General features: G+C 64.2%; 21 protein-coding genes and 1 tRNA gene. 9 read left to right on the top strand and 13 right to left on the bottom strand.

Translation table 11 applies throughout. From position 1 onward, the window contains the following. Positions 1–43: 43 nt before the first annotated feature. From BB28_RS10290 to BB28_RS10280, 3 genes are read right to left on the bottom strand one after another with little or no spacing between them, the layout of a single operon-like run. On the bottom strand, positions 44–736 hold the full coding sequence (locus BB28_RS10290; RefSeq protein ID WP_046253440.1) for a histidine phosphatase family protein: 693 nt from the start codon (positions 734–736) through the stop codon (positions 44–46). After that, positions 733–1,563 (bottom strand): undecaprenyl-diphosphate phosphatase, encoded by an 831-nt coding sequence (locus BB28_RS10285; RefSeq protein WP_046253439.1) that lies wholly within the window; start codon positions 1,561–1,563, stop codon positions 733–735. Before BB28_RS10285 ends, BB28_RS10290 begins: the two co-directional genes overlap by 4 nt. Positions 1,564–1,619: 56 nt before the next feature. Next, a complete protein-coding gene (locus BB28_RS10280; protein ID WP_046253438.1) occupies positions 1,620–1,934 on the bottom strand; it encodes a hypothetical protein in 315 nt (104 codons plus the stop codon). Positions 1,935–2,023: 89 nt separating this feature from the next. Between BB28_RS10280 and BB28_RS10275 the strand changes: the two genes are divergently transcribed. The 3 genes from BB28_RS10275 to BB28_RS10265 are packed head-to-tail and all read left to right on the top strand — an operon-like array spanning position 2,024 to position 4,409. Next, on the top strand, positions 2,024–3,091 hold the full coding sequence (locus BB28_RS10275; protein ID WP_046253437.1) for a YncE family protein: 1,068 nt from the start codon (positions 2,024–2,026) through the stop codon (positions 3,089–3,091). Beyond that, positions 3,088–3,348 carry a DUF5703 family protein gene (locus BB28_RS10270; protein ID WP_046253436.1) on the top strand — a complete coding sequence of 87 codons (261 nt, stop codon included), beginning with the start codon at positions 3,088–3,090 and terminating at the stop codon, positions 3,346–3,348. Before BB28_RS10275 ends, BB28_RS10270 begins: the two co-directional genes overlap by 4 nt. Continuing rightward, a complete protein-coding gene (locus BB28_RS10265; RefSeq protein WP_046253435.1) occupies positions 3,348–4,409 on the top strand; it encodes a quinone-dependent dihydroorotate dehydrogenase in 1,062 nt (353 codons plus the stop codon). Before BB28_RS10270 ends, BB28_RS10265 begins: the two co-directional genes overlap by 1 nt. An 18-nt stretch (positions 4,410–4,427) precedes the next feature. Here the strand turns inward: BB28_RS10265 and BB28_RS10260 are convergent, their stop codons facing one another. Continuing rightward, positions 4,428–4,949: a YbhB/YbcL family Raf kinase inhibitor-like protein gene (locus BB28_RS10260; protein ID WP_046253434.1), complete on the bottom strand. Its 522-nt coding sequence runs from the start codon at positions 4,947–4,949 to the stop codon at positions 4,428–4,430. A 26-nt stretch (positions 4,950–4,975) separates the two neighbouring features. Further along, a complete protein-coding gene (locus BB28_RS10255) occupies positions 4,976–6,331 on the bottom strand; it encodes a M20/M25/M40 family metallo-hydrolase (protein WP_046253433.1) in 1,356 nt (451 codons plus the stop codon). Between the two features lie 103 nt (positions 6,332–6,434). Between BB28_RS10255 and BB28_RS10250 the strand changes: the two genes are divergently transcribed. Beyond that, positions 6,435–6,520: transfer RNA gene (locus BB28_RS10250), tRNA-Leu, on the top strand. A gap of 30 nt (positions 6,521–6,550) precedes the next feature. Here the strand turns inward: BB28_RS10250 and BB28_RS10245 are convergent. After that, entirely contained in the window at positions 6,551–7,099 is a 549-nt protein-coding gene (locus tag BB28_RS10245) for a TetR/AcrR family transcriptional regulator (protein ID WP_046255723.1), read from the bottom strand. A 178-nt stretch (positions 7,100–7,277) separates the two neighbouring features. Between BB28_RS10245 and BB28_RS10240 the strand changes: the two genes are divergently transcribed. Beyond that, the gene (locus BB28_RS10240; RefSeq protein ID WP_046253432.1) at positions 7,278–7,841 is read left to right on the top strand and encodes a carboxymuconolactone decarboxylase family protein; all 564 of its coding nucleotides are present in this window, start codon (positions 7,278–7,280) and stop codon (positions 7,839–7,841) included. A 1-nt stretch (position 7,842) separates the two neighbouring features. Further along, positions 7,843–8,817 carry an MBL fold metallo-hydrolase gene (locus BB28_RS10235; protein ID WP_046253431.1) on the top strand — a complete coding sequence of 325 codons (975 nt, stop codon included), beginning with the start codon at positions 7,843–7,845 and terminating at the stop codon, positions 8,815–8,817. Positions 8,818–8,831: 14 nt separating this feature from the next. Here the strand turns inward: BB28_RS10235 and BB28_RS10230 are convergent, their stop codons facing one another. The 4 genes from BB28_RS10230 to BB28_RS10215 form a co-directional block, all read right to left on the bottom strand. After that, entirely contained in the window at positions 8,832–9,434 is a 603-nt protein-coding gene (locus BB28_RS10230; protein ID WP_046253430.1) for a M15 family metallopeptidase, read from the bottom strand. A gap of 14 nt (positions 9,435–9,448) precedes the next feature. Beyond that, the gene (locus BB28_RS10225) at positions 9,449–9,910 is read right to left on the bottom strand and encodes a hypothetical protein (RefSeq protein ID WP_046253429.1); all 462 of its coding nucleotides are present in this window, start codon (positions 9,908–9,910) and stop codon (positions 9,449–9,451) included. Between the two features lie 45 nt (positions 9,911–9,955). Then, positions 9,956–10,783, bottom strand: coding sequence for a DivIVA-like cell division protein Wag31 (wag31, locus tag BB28_RS10220; RefSeq protein WP_046253428.1), 828 nt, complete (start codon positions 10,781–10,783; stop codon positions 9,956–9,958). Between the two features lie 229 nt (positions 10,784–11,012). Next, positions 11,013–11,306 carry a YggT family protein gene (locus BB28_RS10215; RefSeq protein WP_030095510.1) on the bottom strand — a complete coding sequence of 98 codons (294 nt, stop codon included), beginning with the start codon at positions 11,304–11,306 and terminating at the stop codon, positions 11,013–11,015. Between the two features lie 208 nt (positions 11,307–11,514). Between BB28_RS10215 and BB28_RS10210 the strand changes: the two genes are divergently transcribed. The 3 genes from BB28_RS10210 to BB28_RS10200 are packed head-to-tail and all read left to right on the top strand — an operon-like array spanning position 11,515 to position 13,054. Beyond that, entirely contained in the window at positions 11,515–11,979 is a 465-nt protein-coding gene (locus tag BB28_RS10210) for an SRPBCC family protein (RefSeq protein ID WP_046253427.1), read from the top strand. Continuing rightward, on the top strand, positions 11,976–12,311 hold the full coding sequence (locus BB28_RS10205) for an ArsR/SmtB family transcription factor (protein ID WP_046253426.1): 336 nt from the start codon (positions 11,976–11,978) through the stop codon (positions 12,309–12,311). Before BB28_RS10210 ends, BB28_RS10205 begins: the two co-directional genes overlap by 4 nt. Next, positions 12,308–13,054, top strand: a complete 747-nt coding sequence (locus BB28_RS10200; RefSeq protein ID WP_046253425.1) for a DUF899 domain-containing protein — start codon at positions 12,308–12,310, stop codon at positions 13,052–13,054. Before BB28_RS10205 ends, BB28_RS10200 begins: the two co-directional genes overlap by 4 nt. Positions 13,055–13,111: 57 nt before the next feature. Here the strand turns inward: BB28_RS10200 and BB28_RS10195 are convergent, their stop codons facing one another. The 3 genes from BB28_RS10195 to pgeF form a co-directional block, all read right to left on the bottom strand. Continuing rightward, a complete protein-coding gene (locus BB28_RS10195; RefSeq protein ID WP_046253424.1) occupies positions 13,112–13,753 on the bottom strand; it encodes a cell division protein SepF in 642 nt (213 codons plus the stop codon). 88 nt (positions 13,754–13,841) lie between these two features. Next, the gene (locus BB28_RS10190; RefSeq protein WP_046253423.1) at positions 13,842–14,552 is read right to left on the bottom strand and encodes a YggS family pyridoxal phosphate-dependent enzyme; all 711 of its coding nucleotides are present in this window, start codon (positions 14,550–14,552) and stop codon (positions 13,842–13,844) included. Next, positions 14,552–15,259 carry a peptidoglycan editing factor PgeF gene (pgeF, locus tag BB28_RS10185; RefSeq protein ID WP_046253422.1) on the bottom strand — a complete coding sequence of 236 codons (708 nt, stop codon included), beginning with the start codon at positions 15,257–15,259 and terminating at the stop codon, positions 14,552–14,554. Before pgeF ends, BB28_RS10190 begins: the two co-directional genes overlap by 1 nt. Positions 15,260–15,263: the final 4 nt, after the last annotated feature.

The following is a 15,263-nucleotide window of genomic DNA, read 5'->3' as shown; positions in this document are numbered from 1 at the left end:
GTCTCCAAAACTACCGGTCGATGAACCCCTCGTGCGAAGGGTTCTAATCGGTTGTGCCACCCACCGGAGCATCGGACGCCGCTCCGGCGGGCTTCGCGGGCGGCCCGGCACTCAGGGCGCTGGACAGGTCAGGGCCGGTGTGGTTCATGTGTACAACAAAAGGCCGCAGCTCGGTGTAACGCACGACGCTCATCGACGCGGGATCGGCCACGATGCGCTGGAACGCGTCCAGGTGGGTGCCGAGCGCATCGGCCAGTACCGACTTGATGACATCTCCGTGAGTGCACGCGACCCAGATGCAGTCACCGCCGTGCTCCTCGGATAGCCGCCGGTCGTGCTCACGGACAGCCGCCACCGCCCGTGCCTGAACCTGCGCCAGCCCCTCGCCGCCCGGGAATCGCGCGGCGCTGGGCTGCTGCTGGACGACCTTCCACAGCGGTTCGGACAACAGCTCCTTGATCTCACGGCCGGTCCAGTCGCCGTAATCCACCTCCACCAACCGATCCTCGACCGTTGGCGTCAGATTCAGCGCCGCCGCCAACGGCGCCACGGTCTGCTCGCACCGCAGCAGCGGCGAGGTGATGATCGCCGCAATCGTCACCGCACCCAGGCGGTCGACCACGCCGCGCGCCTGGACCCGACCCTTCTCGTCGAGCTCGACACCCGGGCTGCGGCCCGCGAGAGTGTGCGCGACATTCGAAGTGGAACGCCCGTGGCGTAAGAGAATGACCGTCACGATGCGCTCACTACCCCGGCGGCCAGCAGACCCATCACCGTCAGGCCCACCACCACGCGATATCCGACGAACCAGTACATGCTGTGGTTACTGATGAAGCGCAGCAACCAGGCGACTGCCGCGTACCCGATGACAAAAGCGATCAGGGTGGCGACCAATAACTGCAGGCCCGTCGCACTCATGCCCTCGGTCACCGGATGGAAGGCGTCCGGAAGCGAGAACAGCCCGGAGGCCAGCACCGCCGGTATCGCCAGCAAGAATCCGAATCGAGCGGAGGCAGGCCTGTCCAGTCCGAGGAACAATCCCGCACTAATCGTGGCGCCCGACCGGGAGACACCGGGTATGAGCGCCAATGCCTGTGCACTGCCCACGATCACGGCGTCTTTCATGGTCAATTGCTCGGTGTGGCGCACCTGACGGCCATAGTATTCGGCGGCGGCGATGACCAGTGCGAAGACGATGAGCGAAGCCGAGATTAGCCACAAATTTCTTGCACCGGAACGAATTTGGTCCTTGAACAACAGGCCCAGCACTCCGATGGGCATGGTGCCGACGATCACGTACCAGCCCATCCAGTAGTCAAAAGTTCTGTGCGCCTTGACGAAAAGTCCATCAAACCAGGCACGAAGGATGCGCCAGATATCTTTGGCGAAGTAGAGCAAAACCGCCGCCTCGGTACCCAACTGGGTCACCGCGGTGAAAGACGCACCCGCATCGTCACTGAAAAACACTCGCGACACGATGGCCAGATGGCCCGACGACGAGATCGGCAGAAATTCGGTGAGTCCCTGGACCACCGCCAGCACGATCACTTGCAACCAGGACATTGCCGCCACTGCCGAATCCACGACAGCGACCGTACTGGACGCGCCGGCGAATCGCCCTAGCCGGCCAGCAGCCGGGCGAGGCGGCTGATGCTCACCGGCTGCGCGTCAGCGACCAGATCACGCACCGCCGCAATGATGCTGCGTTCATCGGTGACATCGATATCGGTGATCGGACGGGTTCCCACCGCCACCACATCGCTGTCATCGGGAACCAGCTCGGTAAGGAAGGCTCGGTAGATCTCGACACGCAGCAACGAATCCTCGATGCGGAAAGCGAAGCTACGACCATCGCCCACCTCACCAAATCCATTCGCGTGCACGCCCGTCACGAGGACCTCGACGGTGAAGACCGGACTGTCGGCAAGCGTCATAGCCCTCACGATAGCCCTCAGCTACCGACTGCTAGCACCGAACGCGCCGAGAAAGTCATCTCCTGCCCGGCAACCCCAGGTCGATTGCGATGATGGACGCAATGAATCGTTTACCGGGCCGCGCCATGCGCGGTATAAGGGGCACTGTCGCCGCGCTAACAGCAGTCATCACGGTGGTCACGGGCGCCGTATCGGGCTGCTCATCTGGCGATGATGCGGGCAGTCCCGCCGATCCAGCCGTCATCACCCCGGCCTCTGCAGCGCAGTCACCCCCCGTCGCGACGGCACCGGCCGGAACGGTGCACCGATTCACCGGTCGATCCCGCACCGTGTTGTTCGACACGTCGAGCAACACGGTGTCAGTTCTGACCGAAGACGGCCGGACAGTGACCCTGTTCACTCGAGACAATCTCGATGCGCCCCGTCACACGGTCACGCTCCCCTCGCCGGCGACCGCGGCCGTTGGCGATGACCACGGCACGCTTTACCTGGCCACCGCGGGCGGCTACTTCACCGTCAACATCGCCTCGGGACGCGTGGACAAGATCGACATCCCGAGCGCCGGCACGACCGAGTTCTCGGCCATCACCCGTCGCCCCGACGGCCGGATCGTGCTGGGCAGCACCGACGGCTCGGTCTACACCCTCGACGCCCAGAACCGGGTGGCCGCTCGCGCAAAGGGCTTCGCCCATATCGATTCCCTTGCCTACCAAGGCAACACCGTCGCCGTACTGGACCGCGCACAGAGCTCGGTAACCACCCTGACCCAAGCCGGGGACGGCACCGCACATGCCCTCCGGGCAGGCGAGGGGGCGACAACAATGCTCGCCGACGACAAGGGGCGTCTGCTGGTAGCCGATACCCGCGGCGGCGCTCTGCTGGTATTCGGGCTCGCCGATTCGCTCATCCTGCGCCAGCGTTACCCGGTTCCCGGCGCCCCCTACGGGCTGGCGTACTCCCCCAAGCTCATCTGGGTGTCGCAGACGGCGTCCAACACGGTTATTGGCTACGATTTATCTACTGGCATCCCCGAGGAAAGGGCCCGATTCGCGACTGTGCGGCAACCTAATTCACTGGTCAGCGACGGATCCACGCTGTTTGTGGCATCCGGCGCGGGCGACGGGTTACAGGCGATCGATATCAGGAACGCGGCATGAGCCGCGCCGCGCGCAGCAGCTTTCCCTCGGGCTGGGAGAGCGAACCCGATGACGAGTACGACTACTACCCACTGCGGCTACCTCCGGAAATCACCAGGATCACCGCATCACTCCGGCTCTCGATTCAGGCCGAGTTCGGCGGCTGGGAGCTGACCCGGGTGCGACTCTATACCGATGGAAGTCGTCGAGTCCTGTTACGCCGCAAGAAGATACGTGGAAATGTGGTCGGCGGACCGTTCACGGCTCCGGTGATGTGATGCTGTACTCCATCCTATTGCGGCTGTTTTTCGTGGTGCCGCCCGAACGTGTACATACCCTGGTGTTCGCATCGTTGCGTGCCGCGGCGGCCTTCGCTCCGACGCGCCGGCTGATGAATCGTCTGTGCGCGCCGTCCGATCCCATCCTGGCCAGCGAGGTATTCGGGGTGTACTTCCCCGCCCCCTTGGGTTTGGCCGCGGGATTCGACAAGGACGGCGAGGGGCTCAAGGTGTGGGGTCCGCTCGGCTTCGGCTATGCCGAGGTCGGCACGGTGACCGCGATCGCCCAACCGGGCAATCCGAAGCCCCGGCTGTTCCGGCTCGCCGCCGACCGTGGCCTGCTCAACCGGATGGGCTTCAACAACCACGGTGCGGCAGCACTCGCGCCCCGGTTGGCGACGCGAAAGGCCTCGGTGCCCATCGGCGCCAACATCGGCAAATCGAAGATCGTGGAGGGCGCCTTCGCGTCCTCGGACTACCGGGTCAGCGCGCGATTGGTGGGGCCCGCCGCCGACTTCCTGGTGGTCAATGTGAGCTCCCCCAACACCCCTGGGCTACGCGACCTTCAAGCCATCGGCGAGCTGCGCAAGATCCTTTCGGCGGTGCTGGAGGAGACCACCACCCCGGTGCTCGTGAAGATCGCCCCCGATCTATCCGATGCCGATATCGACGAGATCGCAGATTTGGCAGCGGAACTGGGCCTGGCCGGGATCGTCGCCACCAACACCACCATCAGCCGTGCGGGCTTGAAGACGCCGGGGGTCGACGGCCTGGGTGCCGGCGGCGTTTCCGGGCCACCGGTAGCCACCCGGTCCCTCGAAGTGCTGCGACGGCTACACCGACGAGTGGGAGACCGCCTGGTGCTGATCAGCGTCGGCGGCATCGAGGATGCCGACGACGCCTGGGCACGGATCACCGCCGGGGCCTCACTGCTGCAGGGTTACACCGGTTTCATCTACGGGGGTGGCTTCTACGCCAAGCGGATTCACGACGGGATCGCCCAACGCCTGCGCGACGGCGGATTCGGCAGCCTGCAGGAGGCGGTTGGCTCCGCCTCCTAGCCGACCCCCGCGAGGCAGCTAGTGCTGCTCGTAGGTGCCGTGGATGACGGCGCGGGCGATCGCGTGCCCAAACAGGTTGAAGCCCAGATACGCCGGAGTGGCACTGTCCGGCAGCTCCAGCTTCGGCACACCCACGGCGTGCACGGCGATGTAATACCGGTGCGGTCCATGACCGGCGGGCGGTGCGGCCCCGATGTACCGCTTGAGGCTCGCGTCATTGGCCAAGGTGATCGCATCCCCCGGCAAGTCGCTTCCGTTGCCCACACCGGCGGGTAGCTGCGTCGTCGTGGCGGGCAGGTTCGCGACCGCCCAGTGCCAAAAACCTGAACCGGTGGGGGCGTCGGGGTCGTACACCGTGATGGCGAAGCTCTGCGTTTCCTCGGGGAATCCGGACCAGCTCAGCTCGGGCGAGACGTCCTGTCCCCCAGCGCCCATGATTCCGCTCACCTGCTCGATGCCGAGTGGCTGTCCATCGGCGACGCTGGCGGATGTCAGGGTGAAGGTCGGCAGCTGCGGCAAGGAGTCGTACGGAGAGGCCATCTGGGCGTCCTTTCAATCGGTCGTGATCAGTGGTTGAGCAGGAAGTGCTGAAGAACCTTGGTACCGAAAGTCAATGCGTCGACCGGCACGCGCTCGTCGACACCATGGAACAACGAAGCGAAATCCAGTTCGGGCGGCAGCTTCAACGGCGCAAAACCGAAGCATCGAATACCCAACCGGGCGAATGCCTTTGCATCAGTACCGCCGGAAAGCATGTACGGCACAGTGCGGGCTTCGGGATCGAATTCGAGCACCGCGGCATTCATCGCATCGACAAGGTCGCCGTCGAACGTCGTCTCGTAGGCGGGGAGTAACTGCACCCATTCGCGTTCGACGTCGGGCCCGATGATCTCGTCGACCTCACGCTCGAAGGCCTCCAGCCGTCCGGGCAGCACCCGGCAATCGATGACGGCCTCGGCGGTCGCCGGAATGACATTCGCCTTGTATCCGGCCTTGAGCATGGTCGGGTTGGCGGTATCACGCAGGGTCGCGCCGACGATCTTGCCGATCGAGCCCAACTTGGCGACAGTGCCCTCCAGATCCGGTGAGTCCGGGTCGAAGTCGTAACCGGTCTCCTCGGCGACCGCGGCAAGGAACTGAGTGACCGCTTCGGTCAGCACCAACGGGAACCGATGCCGACCAAGCTTGGCGACGGCTTCGGCGACCGCCGTGACGGCGTTGTCCTCATGCACCATGGAGCCGTGGCCGGCCCGCGCCTTGGCGGTCAACCGCATCCACGCGATGCCCTTCTCCGCCGTCTCCAGCAAGTACAGGCGCCGCTCACCGCCTTCCTTGCGTGGCACGGTGAGCGAGAAGCCGCCCACCTCTCCGATGGCCTCGGTGACTCCCTCGAACAGGTCGGGGCGATTGTCGACGAGCCACTGAGAGCCCCACTTGCCGCCGTTCTCCTCATCAGAGACGAATGCCCAGACGAGATCGCGCGGTGGGACCGTCCCCGATCGTTTGAAGTGCCGGGCGATGGCCACCATCATGCCGACCATGTCCTTCATGTCGACGGCGCCACGTCCCCACACGTAGCCGTCGGTCACCGCGCCGGAGAACGGGTGCACGCTCCAGTCGGCAGCCTCAGCGGGAACCACGTCCAGATGGCCGTGGATGAGCAGAGCGCCGCGCCCCCTGTCGGCCCCGGCCAGCCGCGCGAAGAGGTTTCCACGGCCGGGCGCGCCCGCCTCGACGTACTCACAGGTGTATCCGACCTCTTCCAGCTGCTGCTGGATCCACCGGGCGCATTCGGCCTCGCCCTTGGTGGTCTCCAGCTCTCCGGTGTTAGAGGTGTCGAAACGGATCAGCGTGCTGACCAGTTCGACGACCTCGTCCTCGGGCGCCGGTTTCGCAGAAGTCACAACTACCTTTCCTACCATCGTCGGACGCTGCACACCGGGCTCGGGCAACCGGTTTGGGCCTTGTGCAGGGTTTCCGCTAGCCTATGACGGCAACCACGGGCCGTTATCGGCCCAGCAAGAGGTCCGAGTGGCGGAATGGCAGACGCGCTAGCTTGAGGTGCTAGTGCCCTATTAACGGGCGTGGGGGTTCAAGTCCCCCCTCGGACACACACGACTGAAACGAGCGAAGCCGCTTTTCTAGCCGCCGCGCGACGTGAGATTGATCAACGGCAGATAGACGGTGTCGAACAGCTCCGCGAGCTTGTCGTCGTCAAACTGCTGGCGGGCGAAAAACAACTCATGGCGCATGAGCGCGAGAATGCTTGTCGCAACAGGCAATGGGATGTCTTCCGCGCCGATCTCACCGCGCTCGCGAGCCTCCGCCAACGCCTGCAGCACTGTTTGGTCGACCCATCCGGCGATTGCTGTGGTCATTTCTTCGGCCAACTCGTCGTCGGCCTCCGCCAATAGGCAGCGATAGTTCCCAATCCCGATGCGCTGCAGCTCCCGGAGCAAGGCCCCCAACAGTGCCAACACGTCTTCACGCAGGGAGCTGGCCGACGCGAGCCGGGCAGGTGGGTATCGCAGTGTCGGCAGCGCATCGGCGACCATCTGCGCGCGAGATCGGTAACGGCGGTACAGCACCGGCTTGCTGGTCTTGGCACGACGGGCCACACCCTCAAAAGTGACCCCGGAATAGCCGTGCTCCTTCAGCTCCGCGTACGTCGCGTCGCGGATTGCCGACATCAGCGCTTCGTCCCGCCGCCGTGTGCCGCCATCGGCCGGCGACGCTTCTGCGCTTTCCTTCACGCCTCCAGTAGACACGTTGCGTATCTTACGCGTGATACGATCAACCCATACAAGATACGATCCGTTTCTTATTGTAGGGCCCTTGCCGCAAGGACTGCCCGAGGAAAGGAAATCCATGAGCGTCGTTCTGCCGACGGTGGCCGATTTGAGCCCCGCGCAACGGGAAGCATTCGAGCTGTTCCCCGCCAATCTGACCCGCGGCCTGGTGATGACGAAAAACAGTGCCAAGCCCTATCTCACGCTGGGCCTCTCCTTCAGGGACGGCGGATTGTCCCCCGAGACCAGAGAATTGGTCATCTTGCGTGTCGGTGCGGTCACGCGCGCGCAGTACGAGATACACCACCATGCTCCCGAGGCACAGCGAGTCGGAGTGCCGACCGGGGTGATCGACGCTGTGGTGTCCGGAGCGGACTCGTTCGGCGATGAGCGCCTCGCTGCGCTCATCGGTTTCGTCGACGAACTCCTTGCCGGGATCGCGGGCCCACCGGCGACTACCGACGCCGTCCAGAAGTTCTACTCAGACAACGAAATCGCCGAAATCGTGCTGCTCACCGGGCATTACGTAATGACAGCACTCTTCCTCAAGACACTGGGCATCACCGCCGACGGCGAGGGCGCGACGCAGGACATCCTCACGACCGCCACGAACACATTGCGTTCTGAAGAAGGGCAGAACTGATATGACACGGGATTGCGCGTTCCACAAGGGACTCGTCCAACTCGGCGGAGGCGCACACGTTTTCCTCTCCGGCGACGAGGGTTTCGGGCTAGCCAACGCGGGCCTGGTGGTCAGCGATGGCGAATCACTGGTCGTGGACACCCTTTACGATGTGCAGCACGCGCAGGAAATGCGTGATGTGTTCGGTCAGCACACCGCCAGCGCCCCGGTGCGATATGTGTTCAACACGCACACCGACGGCGACCACTTCTTCGGTAATCAGGTATTCGCCAACGATGTCGAGATCATCGCCACGGAAGCCGCCAGTGCGCTCATGGTGCAGGAGCACGCTGATCTGACCGCCGAGCTCCTGGGCGGCAGCGCCGACCCGTCATCAGATATGCACGTGTTGGCCCCACTGGCCAGGCCCTTCCGCTTCGATGAAGTACGCGTCCGGCCCGCGGACACCACGTTCTCGGGCGAGAGCGCGCTTCGGGTGGGCAAGCTCGACGTCGAGTTGCACGAGCTCGGTCCGGCCCACACCGTCGGAGACGCGATCGCCTTCCTCCCCGAACACAAGGTGCTTTTCTCCGGTGACCTACTGACCCACGCCATCGTTAAAGTCGTCTGGTCGGGTTCGATCCCCAACTGGATCGCCGCGCTGGAGCGTATCCGCACCTTTGGCGCCAAAACCGTTGTGCCCGGTCATGGTCCAGTGCTGGTCGGTGCCGAGATCGACGCGGCCATCGATCGCGGCATCGCGTTCTGGTCGGACTTACACGAGCAAGCCAACCGTCTCTACGACCAGGGCACCCCCGTCGAGGACGCGACCGCCCGCATGGATGTCACGAAATATCCCGAAGCGGCGGTCACCTTGCCGATCATCATCGCGGCGATCTACCACGAACGCGACCCCGAAATCCCTTTCCAAAGCCTCACCCAGGCACTGGAATCCATCTCAGGACAGCTCACCAAGGCCGCAGCCGGTCCGAAGTAGAAGCGAGTCTGGGGTCAGCCTGCCGCGTTGGTACGCAGCGGCGGGCATTGCCCTTCGACATCCGCGGTGAGCTCGTAGTGCCACTTCTCGTTGGCGAAGACCTGGCACAGGCCGAATTGCGTGCTGTGGGCCAGCATCCACCCGTAGGCCGACGCGGGGCCGATGTCAACGGCCTTGCCCTGCACATGATGCGATTCGTCGGGAGTGGCCACCCACTGCCGTGCCACCGCCAGGCTTCCATATGTCTGTACCGCGTCATCGAGTAGCTGCTGCTGGAAAGCCCGCGACCGCCAGCCCGACGTGATCACAAGTGTCACACCGTCGGCCACCGCGCTATTGGCGGCGTCCTGGACCGCGCGCAGCAACGGAGGGTCCAGCCTGATGACCGCTAGCGACGTGGTGTCGAATGGGCTGACCGGAGCGGACAACGCTCCCCCGTCCGGCTCCTCGCCAAGCGTGCCGGATGAAGGAGGCGGCGGGACAGTCGTCTGGGCCGTCACCAGGACAATGCCGGTCATGCCATCCTCGTGGCTACCCACAGCCGGCTCAGCGGCGTGGCATGCCGACAGGGTGAGGGTCGCGGCGATGGCCACGCCGACGACAGCGCTACGCGACATCTGGCAAGGTCCGGTCACGAGCGGTGTGGCTCGTCCTCATCATCGTCGTCGACGTCGAATTGCTCGTAGGTCTCTTCGGCCGAGGGATGGTGGTGCGCCGCGGTGGCGACCTCCTTGAGACTCACCGCGGCGGCGACAGTGGACGACGCCTCCGAGACCCGCGGGATCACGGATGTCTCGCTTGGATCAGCCTCCGCCGCATCGGCTTTCGCATCGCTCTCGGCAGAGTCGACGGCATGATCCTCGGGATCTGCGCCTTCGGGCTCGTTCTCGTCCGCATCGGCGTCCTGGTCGGACTCCTCGTCGGATTCCAGTGCACCGGCATGCCGGTCCCGGATCGCGTCGACGATCATGAGCACCACGCCGACGGCGGCCGCGGCGATACAGACGAAGGCAAGAACCTCATTGCTGGTGACTACCGCAGTCACCAGGGCCGCCAGACCGACAGCAGCCAACACCAGTGCGACGATCAGCATCGCGAATCACTCCTCATACGTGCCGCGAGCATAGACCGATCTAGATCAGTAGTTGTTCCCACGGTTGAACTGGCCGAAACCGGCTTCCTTGGATGCGTTTTCATTGGAGGCACCCGCATCGACGGGTGCTGCCGAACCGCGCTGGCCAAGCTCCTCGAGCTGAGACTCCAGGTAGGTCTTGAGCCGGGTGCGGTACTCGCGCTCGAATGTACGCAACTGCTCCAGACGACCTTCCAGCACCGTGCGCTGCTGATTGATGGTGCCCATGATCTCCGAGTGCTTGCGCTCGGCATCGGATTGCAGGGCATCGGCCTTCTCCTGCGCCTGGCGCAGCTGGGTCTCGGAACGGGTCTGGGCATCCGAGAGTAGCGCCTCGGCCTTGGTCCGTGCCTCGGTGACCGTCTTATCGGCGGTGGCACGGGCCTCGCTGACAATCTGGTCCGCATTTGCGCGAGCATCGGACAACAACTTTTCCGACTCGGACTTGGCGTTCCCGGTCAAACGGTCCGCGGTGTCCTGCGCCAGGCCCAAAATCTTGGCCGCACGGACATGGTGTTCCTCGGTCGACGCCGCGACCGGAGCGGCGGCCACCACCGGCGCCGGCGTGGGCTCGGGCTTAGCGGGCTCCGGCTTCTTCTCGGGCTTGGGCGCCTCGTACACGGGGGCGGCGCCGCCACCCTTGCGGGCCTCGACCAGCTCCTGGTCCAGCTCCTGAACCCGCTGACGCAGATCCGAGTTCTCCTCGATCAGGCGGGCCAGCTCGTTCTCCACCAGGTCGAGGAAGGCGTCAACCTCATCCTCGTTGTATCCGCGCTTACCGATGGGTGGCTTACTGAACGCGACGTTATGTACATCAGCTGGTGTAAGCGGCATTGCCTGCCCCTATCAAGTCTCGACGTCTGGAATCGTATTGCAGTGTAAAGCGAACGTGGCGTCTCACTGTAACTGGCGTCCATCCTGTCACATCCGACCCGCCGGTCGCAGCAGAGCTTGTTAAGTATCCCTCTGACGTGCATAAAAATACTCTGAGGCTTTGGATATGACGCGCATTCGTATCCAGATCGATGTGAGTTGAATACCGAAATTCAGCGTCGCTGGAGGCTTAGCCAGCGGCCATCAGGAACGCCACCCGCATGCCAAAGAATCCGACCAAAAGCAACAAAGTAATGGACAAATCGAATCGCACCGCGCCAAGGGAGAGGGGTGGAATGAGGCGACGCAATAACCGCACCGGAGGGTCGGTGACCGTGAAGATGAGCTCCAGAATCACCACCGTGGCGCCTCGCGGGTGCCAGTCGCGGCTAATGGACTGAATGGTCTCGATCACTATGCGTGCGAACAGCAGCAAACAAAAAAGCAGAAGCGCATAGCCAATGATCTCAAAAAACAGTGCCAAGGGATCCCTCACCAACCAAGCGTGAAAACCACGCGCGGGCTTCTCGTAACAACAGTCGCAGCCTACCGGCAGGCCCCACTGGACCGCCTGTCACACAACGAAACCCCTGGGCGATGCCACAGGTACCACCACTAGCAACCCATGGTTGCGCATCATCGGATCTGCCTCTATTCTGAAACGCAACCGATAGTTGCAAGTAGGGAGAAGCATGTCATACGAAAGCATCGAGCGCGAGCTGTACATCGACGCGCCACCGGAGGTCGTCTTCTCCGTCATCAGCCGCCCGGAACATATGAAGCAATGGTGGCCGGACGACGCCGAGTTCGCCCCGGCTCCCGGCGCCCGGGGCCAGATCTCCTTTCACGGCGAGGAAGCCGGTGAGGTCCATGTCTACGGCCTGACGCTCGTCGACGTGGAGCCGCCGCGGCTGTTCTCATTCCGTTGGTGTTATCCAGAAGGGCACGTGGCGAACGACGGGAATTCGCTGTTGGTGACATTCGAGCTCACGCCCTCGGGCGCGGGCACGCGGGTGCGCATGACCGAAGTCGGCTTCCGGGACCAGGGTCGCAGCGAGGCGGAGGTCGTCGAACAATACGAGTCGCATGAGGAGGGCTGGGCGCAGCACCTGCCCCGGCTGGCTCCCTGTGTGAGCGAGCTGGCAGGGCGGTCATGACAGCAGTAGTCGACGACGAGCTGTGGGCAGCGGTCGGCGATCCGACCCGGCGGCGGGTCTTCGACCTCATCCTCAACGACGGCGTGGCGACGGCCACGACATTGAGCGATCGCCTGCCGGTCACCCGCCAGGCCGTGACCAAACACCTCGCGGTCCTCGACAAGGCGGGCCTGGTCCGCGCAACCTCCCAGGGACGGGAGAAGCAGTATCGCGCCAACGGCGAGCAGGTCGCCCGCATCGCCGAACAGCTCAGCGCCGTAGGAGCGGCCTGGGATCGCCGACTGGCGCGAATCAAGCACCTCGCCGAGACCATAGAGAAGGCAACATCATGAAGACACCCCCGATCGTGTCGGCACCGGAATGGGACATCGCATACCGGCAGATGCTCGTCGAAGAGAAGGCATTCACCCGGGCGCGTGATGCGTTGGCCGCCAAACGACGGCGCATGCCCTGGACCGAGGTGGACGTCTCCTATCGGTTCGAGGGCCCGCAGGGGCCGGTGAACCTCCTCGAGTTGTTTCAGGGGCGCCGTCAGCTCATCGTGTACCGCGCCTTTATCGATCCCGGTACCGGAGACTGGCCCACACACGGATGTACCGGCTGCTCGTTGATGGCCGACCACATAGGCAACCTGGCGCACCTGAACGCACGCGACACCACGCTGGTCTACGTCTCGCGTGGGTCCCAGGCCGACCTGGAGCGGATCAAGAACCGGATGGGATGGCAAATCCCTTGGTACACAATAGTTCCCGAGAGCACATTCGATCGGGACCTGGGCGTGCACGACTGGCACGGACACAATGCGTTCATCCGCGACGGTGACCGGGTGTATCGCACCTACTTCATCAACAACCGAGGCGACGAGGCGTTCAACAACACCTGGACCTTCCTCGACATGACGGCGCTGGGCCGCCAGGAGACATGGGAAGACTCCCCGCCGGGCTACCCCCAATCCCCCGCGTACGAGTGGTGGGACTGGCATGACCAGTACGGATCACATGAACCCTCGCGCTGGTTCGGCGACCCCGACCCCGACGACCCGCATGATCCGCGGCCTGTGAAGGCCTGCCACTAAAGCGAATTCGGGCGAGAAGATGCGAACTGCATCTTCTCGCCCGAATTCGTCAGAGGTCTACTGGTAGGAGTAGAAGCCGCTCTCGGCGATCCGACGGCGCTCCTCGGCGCTGACGTCGATATCGGCCGGAGACAGCAGGAAGACCTTTGTCGCCACCTTGTCGAACGAACCGCGCAACGCGAACGCGAGTCCGGCCGCGAAATCCACCACACGCTTGGCATCTGCGTTGTCCATCGACACCAGGTCCATGATGACCGGGGTGCCGTCGCGGAACCGCTCGCCAATGGTGCGTGCCTCGCTGTAGTCCTTGGGGCGCAGCGTGGTGATCTTGGACAACGGGCTGCCCTCTTCGAAAATCGCGGCGCGGCGCGGATCCATGGCCAGCGCGCCACGGGTGGGAGCGCTACCCCTCAATGAGCCCAAACGCGGTGCCGGACGGTCGAACTCACGAGGCGCCGGGTGGCGGGCGGCAAAGCGATCCTCCTCGGCGTAACCACCGGGACCGCCAGAACGGTAGCCGGGCTCGTCGTAGCCGTACTCGGCATCGTCGGCGAACCGCTCGCCACGACGCGGGTACCGGCGATCCTCGACGGCCGCGCGCCGGGGCGCATGCGCGTCGACGTCGTCGTAGTACTCGTCGTCGTAGTCGTCCATGGGAGCCATGCCGAAGTAGGCCTTGACCTTGTGCAGCGTGCTCATCGCGTGACCTTCCGTGCGTGGGCTATATGGAGTTCAGTTGTTCGCTCGGTCTCTACAGCTGTGTTGCAAATGTGACTGGAGTGACGATCTACCGTGACGTTAGCGGTCGTTGCCCCATCAGCGCCGTTCCGACACGCACACAAGTGGACCCATATTTAATGGCGGTCTCCAGGTCGTTGGACATTCCTGCCGATAAGCGATTCGCCTGCGGATAGCGCCGCCGAACGCGTTCGTGTTCTTGCTGGAGTCGGCGAAAGGCCTGGTCGGCATTGGCCTCACGAGGAGGCAGAGCCATCAACCCGGCAAGCTCGAGATGCTCGCTGGCGACCACCTGCGCGCACAGCTCGTCGACTCCGTCCACGTCAGCGATGTCCACTCCGCCACGAGCGGTATCGCCATCGAGGCTGATCTGGAGGTACACGTGCAGCGGCTCGCTCCTGTCCCCCGTTGCGCGCGCTGTGTCCAGCGCGGCCACCAGCCGTGAATTGTCCACCGAATGCACCGAATAGGCCCAATGGGCAACTGATTTCGCCTTGTTGCGCTGCAGATTGCCCACCATGTGCCATTGGATATCCGCATGGCCTACCTCCGCCACCTTGGCGGCAGCCTCTTGATCCCTCGATTCCCCGAACGCACGGCAGCCCAACGAGTACAGCTCCTGGACGTCGGCCGCCGGGAAAAACTTGGTGACGGGCAGCAGTTCAATCTCTTGCGGGTCGCGATCAACGGCCTCGGCGGCAGCGCGGACTCGCTCGCGCACCGCATCCAGCGCGGTGCTCAGCTCATCGGCGCGCGTCATCAACTGAGCCAGATCACCGAGGCCAGCCGGCCGGTACGCGGCTCGCGGCGATAACTGAACAAATCCGGGTCCTCGACCGTGCAGCGCGGATCGATGTCGATGGCCCGCACACCCAATCCGGAAAACTGCCGGGCGATTCCGGCCCGCAGATCCAGACCCGGCGTGCCGGCCCCGGTCGTCGTGCGGCTCCCCGGCAGTGCCGCCTCGACATCCGCGGCCATATCGGCTGGCACCTCGTAATACCGACCGCTTACCGCCGGCCCGAGGAAAGCCGAGATACGCCCGACCTCCGCACCCGCTTCCACCATGGCTTCGACGGTGCGCGGCACGATGCCGAGTTTGGCGCCCACCCGACCGGCGTGGGCACCCGCGATGACTCCCGCGCTCGCATCGGCGAGTAGCACCGGGACGCAGTCCGCGGTCAGGACCGCGAGCGCGATACCGGGTTCGGTGGTCAACAACGCGTCGGTGTCCGGGATAACCGATGTTCCGGGCCCCTCGACGCGGTGCACGTTGTCGCCGTGAACCTGCTGCATCCAGATCAGATGATCGTCCGGCAAGCCCAGCGCACCCGCGAGGCGTGACCGGTTGGCAGCCACCGCATCGGGATCGTCACCAACGTGATCGCCGAGGTTGAAGCTGTCAAAAGGCGCGCGTGACACGCCACCGCGCCGGGTGGTGGTGACACGTCGAACTCGAAAACCCATACGT

Origin of the sequence: Mycobacteroides chelonae CCUG 47445 (assembly GCF_001632805.1) — a bacterium.
Classification (GTDB): Bacteria; Actinomycetota; Actinomycetes; order Mycobacteriales; family Mycobacteriaceae; genus Mycobacterium; species Mycobacterium chelonae.
The sequence above is the reverse complement of the archived record's forward strand: the minus strand, read 5'-3'. Positions and strand labels throughout refer to the sequence as shown.

Excerpts from the sequence above, each read along its gene's own strand:
- BB28_RS10285 (WP_046253439.1), bottom strand. The coding sequence starts at position 1,563 with ATGTCCTGGTTGCAAGTGATCGTGCTGGCGGTGGTCCAGGGACTCACC.
- BB28_RS10280 (WP_046253438.1), bottom strand. The coding sequence starts at position 1,934 with ATGACGCTTGCCGACAGTCCGGTCTTCACCGTCGAGGTCCTCGTGACG.
- BB28_RS10275 (WP_046253437.1), top strand. The coding sequence starts at position 2,024 with ATGATGGACGCAATGAATCGTTTACCGGGCCGCGCCATGCGCGGTATA.
- BB28_RS10270 (WP_046253436.1), top strand. The coding sequence starts at position 3,088 with ATGAGCCGCGCCGCGCGCAGCAGCTTTCCCTCGGGCTGGGAGAGCGAA.
- BB28_RS10265 (WP_046253435.1), top strand. The coding sequence starts at position 3,348 with ATGCTGTACTCCATCCTATTGCGGCTGTTTTTCGTGGTGCCGCCCGAA.
- BB28_RS10260 (WP_046253434.1), bottom strand. The coding sequence starts at position 4,949 with ATGGCCTCTCCGTACGACTCCTTGCCGCAGCTGCCGACCTTCACCCTG.
- BB28_RS10255 (WP_046253433.1), bottom strand. The coding sequence starts at position 6,331 with ATGGTAGGAAAGGTAGTTGTGACTTCTGCGAAACCGGCGCCCGAGGAC.
- BB28_RS10245 (WP_046255723.1), bottom strand. The coding sequence starts at position 7,099 with ATGTCGGCAATCCGCGACGCGACGTACGCGGAGCTGAAGGAGCACGGC.
- BB28_RS10240 (WP_046253432.1), top strand. The coding sequence starts at position 7,278 with ATGAGCGTCGTTCTGCCGACGGTGGCCGATTTGAGCCCCGCGCAACGG.
- BB28_RS10235 (WP_046253431.1), top strand. The coding sequence starts at position 7,843 with ATGACACGGGATTGCGCGTTCCACAAGGGACTCGTCCAACTCGGCGGA.
- BB28_RS10230 (WP_046253430.1), bottom strand. The coding sequence starts at position 9,434 with ATGTCGCGTAGCGCTGTCGTCGGCGTGGCCATCGCCGCGACCCTCACC.
- BB28_RS10225 (WP_046253429.1), bottom strand. The coding sequence starts at position 9,910 with ATGCTGATCGTCGCACTGGTGTTGGCTGCTGTCGGTCTGGCGGCCCTG.
- wag31 (WP_046253428.1), bottom strand. The coding sequence starts at position 10,783 with ATGCCGCTTACACCAGCTGATGTACATAACGTCGCGTTCAGTAAGCCA.
- BB28_RS10210 (WP_046253427.1), top strand. The coding sequence starts at position 11,515 with ATGTCATACGAAAGCATCGAGCGCGAGCTGTACATCGACGCGCCACCG.
- BB28_RS10205 (WP_046253426.1), top strand. The coding sequence starts at position 11,976 with ATGACAGCAGTAGTCGACGACGAGCTGTGGGCAGCGGTCGGCGATCCG.
- BB28_RS10200 (WP_046253425.1), top strand. The coding sequence starts at position 12,308 with ATGAAGACACCCCCGATCGTGTCGGCACCGGAATGGGACATCGCATAC.
- BB28_RS10195 (WP_046253424.1), bottom strand. The coding sequence starts at position 13,753 with ATGAGCACGCTGCACAAGGTCAAGGCCTACTTCGGCATGGCTCCCATG.
- BB28_RS10190 (WP_046253423.1), bottom strand. The coding sequence starts at position 14,552 with ATGACGCGCGCCGATGAGCTGAGCACCGCGCTGGATGCGGTGCGCGAG.
- pgeF (WP_046253422.1), bottom strand. The coding sequence starts at position 15,259 with ATGGGTTTTCGAGTTCGACGTGTCACCACCACCCGGCGCGGTGGCGTG.